Annotated in this window: 6 protein-coding genes; all 6 read left to right on the forward strand. The window is 41.4% G+C overall.

The genetic code is table 11. The features are described from left to right. Positions 1-316 precede the first annotated feature (316 nt). The 6 genes from pdhR to ON073_RS09205 all read left to right on the forward strand — a co-directional run bounded on the left by pdhR (position 317) and on the right by ON073_RS09205 (position 10,212). The gene (gene pdhR / locus ON073_RS09180) at positions 317-1,063 is read left to right on the forward strand and encodes a pyruvate dehydrogenase complex transcriptional repressor PdhR (RefSeq protein WP_274761587.1); all 747 of its coding nucleotides are present in this window, start codon (positions 317-319) and stop codon (positions 1,061-1,063) included. Positions 1,064-1,132: 69 nt separating this feature from the next. Further along, positions 1,133-3,799 carry a pyruvate dehydrogenase (acetyl-transferring), homodimeric type gene (aceE, locus tag ON073_RS09185; RefSeq protein ID WP_274761588.1) on the forward strand — a complete coding sequence of 889 codons (2,667 nt, stop codon included), beginning with the start codon at positions 1,133-1,135 and terminating at the stop codon, positions 3,797-3,799. Between the two features lie 12 nt (positions 3,800-3,811). Further along, on the forward strand, positions 3,812-5,701 hold the full coding sequence (gene aceF / locus ON073_RS09190) for a pyruvate dehydrogenase complex dihydrolipoyllysine-residue acetyltransferase (protein WP_274761589.1): 1,890 nt from the start codon (positions 3,812-3,814) through the stop codon (positions 5,699-5,701). Between the two features lie 232 nt (positions 5,702-5,933). Beyond that, the gene (gene lpdA / locus ON073_RS09195) at positions 5,934-7,358 is read left to right on the forward strand and encodes a dihydrolipoyl dehydrogenase (RefSeq protein WP_010561735.1); all 1,425 of its coding nucleotides are present in this window, start codon (positions 5,934-5,936) and stop codon (positions 7,356-7,358) included. Between the two features lie 75 nt (positions 7,359-7,433). Then, entirely contained in the window at positions 7,434-9,482 is a 2,049-nt protein-coding gene (locus ON073_RS09200) for a TonB-dependent receptor plug domain-containing protein (protein WP_274761590.1), read from the forward strand. A gap of 58 nt (positions 9,483-9,540) precedes the next feature. After that, positions 9,541-10,212, forward strand: a complete 672-nt coding sequence (locus ON073_RS09205; RefSeq protein ID WP_274761591.1) for a tRNA-uridine aminocarboxypropyltransferase — start codon at positions 9,541-9,543, stop codon at positions 10,210-10,212. The last annotated feature ends 726 nt before the right edge of the window (positions 10,213-10,938 follow it).

Genomic DNA, 10,938 nt, shown 5'->3' on the forward strand with positions numbered 1-10,938 from the left:
TCACACTTCCATCTGGTCTGACCATTTTACTTTTTTATTCTTTTACCCTTTCTTCTGGTAAATTTTGTCTACCTTTATATTTGTTTTGCCATTAATACAAAGGCCAGTAACGCTTTTTACCTTACATTAACAATTAAAAATCTAGTCAAAATTGTGGCTTTGAATAGTTATGCCATTAATCTTGATAATTTTGACTATTCACCGTATTTCTGATAATTTGATCGCTAATTTTGGTATGACCAATTTACCTTTCGCAAATTTAACACTATATTTGTTTGATTAGGAACAGGAAAACAGAAGGTTACCTTATAAGCCTATGTCATTTAAGATAAAAGCAGCTAAGCTGTCGGATGTTATTTTAGAGCAACTTGAGAATATGATTCTTGAGGGCTCGCTTGCGCCTGGTCAAAAGCTACCGCCTGAACGCGAATTAGCAAAGCAATTCGAAGTCTCTCGTCCTTCTTTACGTGAAGCAATTCAAAAGCTTGAAGCAAGGGGCTTAGTTACCCGTCGTCAAGGTGGTGGTACTTATGTAAAAAATCAGCTCGAAGGTGGCATGACAGATCCGCTCTTTGATTTGATTTCGAAACACCCTGAATCACAATTTGATCTGCTTGAGTTTCGTCATGCATTAGAAGGCATAGCTGCATATTATGCAGCACTGCGCGGAACAGACACAGATTTTGAATATATTTCTAAATGTTTTGATGCCATTGCAACAGCTGATGATATTGAAACACAAGCTAAAATGATCAATGCCTTTCACTTTGCCGTAGCAGAAGCATCACATAACGTGGTGTTATTGCATTTGATCCGCGGTATGAAATCATTACTTGAGCAAAATATTCAGCAGAATTTAATGGTGTTAGTGCAAAAATCAGATGTTAAAACGCAGCTGGCAGAACACCGAAAAGCCTTATTTGATGCTGTGATTACAGGTGAACCAGATAAAGCACGTGATGCAAGTAATGCACACTTAGCCTTTATTGAAGAAGCTTTATTGCAAGCGGGTAAAGAGCACTCTCGTATTGAGCGCAGTTTACGTCGTTCGCAAAAAAATTAAACGATTTGAAACATAACTCGATTTATCTGTTAGGGATAAATTTGAATTTAAACATAAGGAACACTCCATATGTCTGAAGTCAATAAAATTGACGTTGACGCGTTAGAAACCCAAGAGTGGTTGCAGGCGCTTGAGTCAGTAGTAAAAGAAGAAGGCGTTGAACGCGCACAATTTTTACTTGAACAAGTTCTAGAGCAAGCACGTCTTGATGGCGTAGATATGCCAACAGGTATCACGACTAACTATGTGAATACTATCCCTGCAGATCAAGAACCTGCATACCCAGGTGACACTACAATTGAACGTCGTATTCGTTCAATCGTGCGCTGGAATGCGATCATGATCGTATTACGTGCATCTAAAAAAGACCTAGAGTTAGGCGGCCACATGGCGTCTTACCAGTCTTCAGCTGCATTTTACGAAATGTGTTTTAACCACTTTTTCCGTGCTCCAAACGAGAAAGACGGTGGTGATTTAGTTTATTACCAAGGTCACATTTCACCGGGTATCTACGCACGTGCTTTCCTAGAAGGTCGTTTAACAGAAGAGCAACTGGATAACTTCCGTCAGGAAGTAGATGGCAACGGTATCTCTTCATACCCACACCCTAAATTAATGCCTGAATTCTGGCAGTTCCCAACAGTTTCTATGGGTTTAGGTCCAATTGCATCAATCTACCAAGCGCGTTTCCTTAAATACCTAGAAGGTCGTGGCCTGAAAGAGACGAATGAGCAACGCGTTTATGCGTTCTTAGGTGACGGTGAGATGGATGAGCCAGAATCACGTGGTGCAATTTCTTTCGCTGCGCGTGAGAAGCTAGATAACCTATGTTACCTAATTAACTGTAACTTACAGCGTCTAGATGGCCCAGTAATGGGTAACGGTAAGATCATTCAAGAACTGGAAGGTCTATTCAAAGGTGCTGGCTGGAACGTAATTAAAGTTGTTTGGGGTGCTGGTTGGGATGCATTACTAGCGAAAGATACCTCTGGTAAGCTTTTACAGCTTATGAACGAGACAATCGACGGTGACTACCAAACATATAAAGCGAAAGATGGCGCATATGTTCGTGAGCACTTCTTCGGTCGTTACCCAGAAACAGCAGCACTTGTTGCTGATATGACTGATGATGAAATCTTCGCGCTTAAACGTGGTGGTCACGATACATCTAAGCTTTTCGCAGCTTACAAAGCAGCGCAAGAGACAAAAGGCCGCCCAACTGTAATCCTAGCTAAAACTGTTAAAGGTTACGGTATGGGTGAAGCAGCTGAAGGTAAAAACATTGCGCACCAAGTTAAGAAAATGGACATGACGCACGTTGAACATCTTCGTTCACGTCTTGGTCTTGAAGATTTGGTATCTGATGAGCAAATCAAAGATTTACCATACCTGAAGCTTGAAGAAGGCTCTGCTGAGTATGAGTACCTTCACTCACGTCGTAAAGCGCTTCACGGGTATACACCTCAGCGTTTACCTAACTTCACGCAAGCACTTGAGCTACCAACTTTAGAGCAGTTCAAACCACTACTTGAAGAGCAAAAGCGTGATATATCTACAACAATGGGTTATGTACGTGCGCTAAATATCTTATTAAAAGATAAAGGCGTAGGTAAAAACATTGTACCTATCATTGCGGATGAAGCACGTACCTTTGGTATGGAAGGTTTATTCCGTCAAATCGGTATTTACAACCCGCATGGTCAGAACTACACACCTCAAGACCGTGACATCGTTTCTTACTACAAAGAAGCAACATCAGGTCAGGTACTTCAAGAAGGTATCAACGAGCTAGGTGCAATGTCGTCATGGGTTGCTGCTGCAACATCATACTCGACAAATGATCTGCCGATGATCCCATTCTACATCTACTACTCTATGTTCGGTTTCCAGCGTGTTGGCGACATGGCGTGGATGGCGGGTGACCAACAAGCGCGTGGTTTCTTACTAGGTGCAACAGCTGGTCGTACAACGCTTAATGGTGAAGGTTTACAGCACGAAGACGGTCACTCGCACATTCAAGCGGGTACTATTCCTAACTGTATTTCTTATGACCCAACGTTTGTATTTGAAGTAGCAGTAATCCTACAGGACGGTATTCGTCGTATGTACGGTCCTGAGCAAGAAAACGTGTTCTACTACCTAACCCTAATGAACGAAAACTACGCACAACCTGCTATGCCAGAAGGTGCGGAAGAAGGTATTCGTAAGGGTATCTACAAGCTTGAAGAAAACGCTGGCGACAAAGCACACGTTCAGCTAATGGGTTCAGGTACTATCTTAAACGAAGTACGTAAAGCAGGTCAGATCTTAAGCGAAGAGTACGGCATTGGTTCAGATGTATTCTCTGTAACGTCATTCAACGAACTTGCTCGTGACGGTCAAGATGTTGAGCGTTTCAACATGCTTAACCCAACAAGCGATGCAAAAGTACCTTACATCACATCTGTATTAGGTGAGTCTCCGGCAATTGCTGCAACTGACTACATGAAGAACTATGCAGAGCAAGTACGTGCATACATGCCAAGCGCATCGTACAAAGTACTTGGTACTGATGGTTATGGCCGTTCAGACAGCCGTGAAAACTTACGTCGTCACTTTGAAGTAAATGCAGGTTACGTAGTTGTCGCTGCACTTACAGAGCTTGTTAAGCAAGGTAAAGTTGACGCATCAGTTGTTGCTGACGCTATCAAGAAATTTGATATCGACACAACGAAAACTAACCCACTATACGCATAAGAGGCAGATATAATGGCAATCGAAATTCATGTTCCAGACATTGGTGCAGATGAGGTTGAAGTAACTGAGATCCTAGTTAACGTAGGTGACACAGTTGAAGTTGATCAATCTCTTATCACTGTTGAAGGTGACAAAGCTTCAATGGAAGTGCCAGCTGCACAAGCGGGTACAGTGAAAGAAATTAAAGTAGCTGAAGGCGACACTGTTGCAACTGGTTCTTTAATTATGATTTTTGATGCTGCGGGTGATGCACCTGCAGCAGCCGAGCCTGAAGCACCAGCAGCCCCTGCGGCTGCACCTGCTCCAGCAGCGGCATCTGAATTAGTTGAGGTTCACGTACCTGACATTGGTGGTGATGAAGTTGAAGTAACTGAGATCATGGTTGCAGTAGGCGACGTGGTTGAAGCTGACCAATCAATCTTAAACGTAGAAGGCGACAAGGCTTCTATGGAAGTACCAGCACCATTTGCAGGTACTGTTAAAGAAGTGAAGGTTGAAGTTGGCGGCAAAGTATCAACGGGCTCGCTAGTATTCGTATTTGAAACAGGTGCATCAGCGCCAACAGCTGTTGAAGTGGCTCCTGCGGCAGCGCCTGCTCCAGCAGCGGCAGAAATTAAAGAAGTTCATGTACCAGACATCGGCGGTGACGAAGTTGAAGTAACTGAAGTCATGGTTGCGGTAGGCGATGTAGTTGAAGCTGACCAATCAATCTTAAACGTAGAAGGTGATAAGGCCTCTATGGAAGTACCAGCACCATTTGCAGGTACTGTTAAAGAAGTGAAGGTTGAAGTTGGCGGTAAAGTATCGACTGGTTCATTGGTATTTGTATTTGAAACGCAAGGTTCTGCACCTGCTCCTGTAGCAGCGGCTGCACCAGCTCAAGCGGCACCGGCAGCACCTGCGGCAAAACCAGCGCCAGCAGCGGCACCTGCAGCTTCAGCACAAAAAGATGAGTTTGTAGCGAACGATCAATACGCACATGCATCACCAGTTGTTCGCCGTCTAGCGCGTGAGTTTGGTGTAAACCTAGCACGTGTTAAAGGCACGGGTCGCAAGAACCGTGTACTTAAAGAAGACGTACAAAACTACGTGAAAGAGTTAGTGAAGCAAGTTGAATCAGGTCAGCTATCTAAAGGTAGCAATACTGGCGGTGGCGAGCTAAACCTAATTCCTTGGCCGAAAGTCGACTTTAGCAAGTTTGGTGAAGTTGAAGAGAAGAAACTTTCTCGTATTCAAAAGCTTTCTGGTGCAAACCTTCACCGTAACTGGGTACAGATCCCACATGTTACGCAATTTGACGAAGCTGACATCACCACGCTAGAAGCATTCCGTAAAGAGCAGAATGTACTGGCTGAGAAGAAGAAAATGGGCGTGAAGATCACTCCACTAGTATTCGTAATGAAAGCAGCGGCTAAAGCACTAGAAGAGTTCCCAACGTTTAATTCATCACTGTCTGAAGATGGCGAAAGCTTAATCCTTAAGAAGTATGTAAATATTGGTATTGCAGTAGATACGCCAAATGGTCTAGTTGTTCCTGTTGTTCGCGACGTGAACAAGAAAGGCATCATTGAGCTATCTCGCGAGTTAATGGAAATCTCTGGCAAAGCACGTGAAGGCAAACTAACAGCATCTGATATGCAGGGCGGTTGTTTCACTATTTCTAGCCTAGGTGGCATCGGTGGTACTGCGTTTACCCCAATCGTGAATGCACCAGAAGTTGCTATCTTAGGTGTGTCTAAGTCAGACATGAAGCCGAAGTGGAATGGTAAAGATTTTGAGCCGCGCCTAATGGTGCCGCTAAGCTGTTCATACGACCACCGTGTAATTGACGGTGCGTTAGCAGCACGCTTTACTGCAACACTTGCAGCTTACCTGAGCGACATTCGCCAGTTAGTAATGTAAAAATTGCAGCGAACGTAAACGCATAACTTCGGTTATGCGTTTTGTTTATAGCAAATAGTATTAATTGAACGAAATCTCTTGAAAATTGCACGACATATGTAAACGGCAATGCTAGAATTTCGCGCAATATTAATTTATCTGCCCAAAGTCTTGTTAATTGAGATAAATAGGCAGGAGTTTGGGTGATACAATTCTCGTATTATCCCGTTCGAATAACAGTTAAGGTAATAACATGAGCAACGAAATCAAAACTCAAGTTGTTGTACTAGGCGGTGGTCCTGGTGGTTACTCTGCAGCATTCCGTGCTGCTGATTTAGGTTTAGATGTAACATTAATCGAATCACGCAATACTTTAGGTGGTGTGTGCTTAAACGTAGGTTGTATTCCTTCAAAAGCACTTTTACACGTAGCTAAAGTAATTGATGACGCAGCTGAAATGGCGTCTCACGGTGTTACTTTCGGTGCTCCTCAAATCGACCTAGACAAAATCCGTTCATGGAAAGAGTCTGTAATTGGTCAACTTACTGGTGGCCTAGACGGCATGGCGAAAATGCGTAAAGTTAACGTTGTTAACGGTTACGGTAAATTCACAGGTTCTAACACAATTGCTGTTGAAGGCGAAAACGGTACAACTACGGTTACTTTCGATAATGCAATTATCGCAGCAGGCTCTCAGCCAGTTAACTTACCTTTCATCCCAGAAGATGATCGTGTAATTGACTCAACAGGCGCGCTTGAACTTAAAGACGTTCCTGAAAAGCTACTTGTATTAGGTGGTGGTATCATCGGTCTTGAGATGGGTACTGTTTACCGTGCACTAGGTTCACAAATCGACGTTGTTGAATTTGCTGACCAACTAGTACCAGCAGCTGATAAAGACGTTATCAAGATTTACCAAAAGTACGTTAAGAACAAGTTCAACGTAATGCTTTCTACTAAAGTGGTTGCAGTTGAAGCGAAAGAAGACGGTCTATACGTTTCATTTGAAGGTAAAAACGCACCAGCTGAAGCTGTTCGTTACGACAAAGTACTTGTTGCTGTTGGCCGTACACCGAACGGTAAACTACTTGACGCTGAAAAGGCGGGCGTAGCAGTTGATGAGCGTGGCTTTATCAACACTGATAAGCAAATGAAGACAAACGTAAACCACATCTTCGCGATAGGTGATATCGTTGGTCAACCAATGCTTGCACACAAAGCGGTTCATGAAGCGCACGTAGCTGCTGAAGTTATCTCTGGTAAGAAGCATTACTTCGATCCTAAGTGTATTCCTTCAATTGCATACACAGATCCAGAAATTGCGTGGGTTGGTGTAACTGAGAAAGAAGCAAAAGAACAAGGTCTTAAAATTGAAACTGCGGTATTCCCGTGGGCAGCATCTGGCCGTGCAATCGCTTCAGCACGTACTGAAGGTTCAACAAAGCTTATCTTCGATAAAGACTCAGGTCGCGTTATCGGTGGTGCTATGGTTGGTATCAACGCAGGCGAAATGCTTGGTGAAATCGGCCTAGCGGTTGAAATGGGCGCAGATGGTGAAGACCTAGCGTTAACAATTCACGCTCACCCAACACTGAACGAGTCAATCGGTCTTGCTGCTGAAATTTTTGAAGGTTCAATTACTGACCTTCCAAATAAAAAAGCAGTTAAAAAGAAGTAATCTAGTGCTTCTTTAGAAAAACCCAGCCAATGTGCTGGGTTTTTTATTGTCTATAATTAACTAAAAGCGCTTATTTTGGGTTTTAGTATGCGAGGCTTACCTAGTTTATCGTTAGTACTTTTTTGTTCTGTGGTGAATGGGGATGAAATTGATTTATATGATTTAAGTATTGATGAGTTATTGGTTGTTAAAGTTACAACCGCAACAAAAACTGAAACACCTCTCTACTTGGCTCCAGGCACTGTTAATGTATTTAACCAGCAGGACATTAGCGCGTTAGCTATACCAACAATTGCTGAGCTAGCTGATATTTCACCTAGTTATTCAACTTATAGTTTATATGGCGAGCGAATACTCACTACGCGCGGGCAAAAAGCAGGAAGTTTTGAAAATAATAAGCACTTAATGTTATTGGATGGTATTGAAATTAATCATGCCAGAGCGAATAAGGCACCTATTGAATATGAGCTGCCACTTTTCTTTGTTGACCAAGTTGAAATGCTCACAGGGCCTGCATCCTCGCTATACGGAGACGGTGCGTTTTATGGTGTTGTATCGCTAGTCTCTAAACCCAAAAGTAACTCAGCAAATATACTGCTACGCCATAATAGCCAAGATGGCGTTTTAGCAGGATTTCAGGCAACAACAGATTCCAAACTAGGGCAATCGAGTATCACCGTTAGTCGCTCTCATAAAGAATCGTCAGAACAATATGTAGGGCCTAACTTTTCTGAATTACAGCGTTATTATGATGAGCAGTCAGCCAGTATGGTTTATTTTCGCCATCAGGTGAATGATGAAAAATTTGGGAAATTGCGTTATGCATTCATAAGGTTAGCAAGAGATTCTGGTTTAGGTGAACATTGGCAAAATGATTATTCTGTTCCTGAAAACCAAATTAAATGGCGCACTCAAGTCAACTACTTACAATGGGTGTTGTCAATTAATGAGCAATTAAATCTGGACCTGAATTATAGTGAAAATAAATCGCTGGAATCTGGTTTGGCCGTCAATCTCAATCGAGCGCAAAAAATTGCAGGCAGTTCAGATACATTTGATCAGTATCATGTTGATGTTAAATCAAAAAAGGTGGAGTTAAACCTTAACTGGCAAATCAATTATAGTGATAACTTAATTGTTGGAGTTAACTCAGATTGGCGAGTTGATAGAGGTGGCTATTTTGCCTCAAATATCGCCCTTTCAAATGTAGATGAGAGTGCATTTAAGAAAGCGCGAGAAGCCTCCGAAGATGTAAAACTCTTAAGTTATTTAGCGCAGTATCAATTTACGCTTGAGGCACTGAAAAATAACTATTTTACATTGGGAGGACGATACGACAGTGGCGAATACAAAGAAGATAGTTTTGCGGTGTTTTCACCTCGAGCAAGTTGGGTGTGGTCTATTTCTGAAAGATTAACAAGCAAATTACTCTACAACACAGCATTACGTGCACCAGGACTAAAAGAGTATTTATTAAATGATGAGACCCGCAACTTTGTAGAAGCGCAAGCATTTGATGTTGATGGGGTATTATCAGAGATTTCAGCAAGTTTATCTCCCGAAGAATTTAGCTCAATTGAGCTTGCTCTCAATTATCAGCAAGATACATGGCAAGTAGGTGCGAACCTATTTTCAAACTTAACTGAGAAAGCGTTAGACGGGAAGCCAGTTGAATATCAAAATATGCAAGGTGAGATAATTAGGCGGAATTTGTTTAGTAACCGTTCCGATGAGTTAAGAATAAATGGTTTGGAGTTGAATTTTTCCTATCTTCTATTTGAAAACGTCTCGCTTTCAGCGTACGCGACCCAATTATTTTCTTCAGATACGCCGCAGGAAATAATTCAGGATTTACCAAAAAGGACATGGCAAATTAATGCAAATTGGTCTTTGGGTGTATTTAACTCAGTAATTATTTATCGCCACCAGTCGGATTATGAACACAGTGAATTCAACAACGCACAATTAGATTATGCATTAAAGGCGCAGCTAAGCAGTGATAGTTCTATCACATTTAAGGCGACTAATTTACTTGATGAAGAAACATTTTATCCTGTGTCGGGGGTAGCTAAAATACCTATGATGCAAAGAGCGTTTTCCGTGAATTTCAATTTTAATTTTTAACTAGAGTTTAATTGAAATTGCCTATAGACTGCCGCTTTTTATTTTTAATGGTATTGGTTTGAATAACTCCGTTTTAGCCTTAAGACAGAAACAAATTGCCGCAGCGAAGCGTGAATATAAGGCGCGTGGTTCAAAGTTATCGCGCTGTGAACATTGTTTGTTATCTGAAACTTTATGTATTTGCCATGGTATTGAAAAGGCAAATTGCGATGCTGCTGTTTGTTTGTTGATGTATCACAATGAGAGTTTCAAGCCATCAAATACCGGCCGTTTAATTGCGGATGTTGTGCCAGAAAACTATGCGTTTCGCTGGGATAGAACCGAGCCGGACTATGCACTTTTAAGTTTATTACAAAGTGATATTTACCAGCCTTTTATTGTTTTTCCTGAAGAGAATATGCCTGCTGAGCGAGTTGTAAAACAGGTTGAACGAGTCGCAGGCAAAAAGCCATTATTTGTTTTTCTTGATGGTACTTGGCGTGAAGCTAAGAAAATGATCCGAAAGAGTCCCTATCTTGACGGTTTCCCAATATTATCTATAAGCCCTGAAAAGCTTTCAGAATATCATTTGCGTGTTGCTGCGTTTGAACATCAATTGGGTACTGCTGAGGTTGCAATAATGGTGTTAGAGCTTGCAGGTGAGCTTGATGCATCACAAAAACTAGAGCGTCATTTTATAGATTTTAGAAATGCGTATTTAAAAGGTAAGCGCAGTAAATTAGTGCCGTAACAACACGATTAAAACTTGCGTGATAAACTTGGGCCATTGCAGAACCTAGCATGTTATTTTGCTGATTTTAGAAATGAGTAATTTCTTAAAAGGGAAGTGAGTTAAGTAATGCCTTAAATTAGCAACATTAGCTTGTTTAATTTATGTGAGTTAAATTTTAGACAAATAAAAAGCGCAGCTTAAAGCTGCGCCTTAACGGAATCTTTTTAGCATCCTGCTATGCAAATATGCGTTGTTTGTATAATTGCAATCCTTGATATCCTTATTTTGACGTGACTCGTCAATGAGCTAATTCCTTGCTCAGTCCATCAATCCAAATTACAGTCCTGTAAGAAAATCCTTTTAAGGTTCACATCCTGTAAACCATCAATTCCCTTGGCATCCTAGCCCAAATTCCATCTAGTAAATCCTACCAGCTCCTGCCGCTTACTAATCCTAAGTAAGGTCAATTCAGTCCATTTCCTTTTGACAGTGTTAATTTTAGAGAATTCGTTGTTGAAGAAAACTAGATAAATCACTTAAGGAATTTGTTTTATTACTGAAATACACTGAATTTAGAGGTTTAATCTATATAAAACAAACGCTTGGTGTTTTTGTGTGGGGTGGTGCAGAGATGTTTTTGAGAAAAGGATGACAGTTCTGTGAGATATATCTCACGAAAAAATTAGGCGATGTCGTTTTTGGTATTTTGTTTTAGTTAATTGACCTAATTTTAAATCAGCTCAA

Source organism: Pseudoalteromonas sp. G4 (assembly GCF_028875915.1).
In the GTDB taxonomy this organism is placed as follows: domain Bacteria; phylum Pseudomonadota; class Gammaproteobacteria; order Enterobacterales; family Alteromonadaceae; genus Pseudoalteromonas.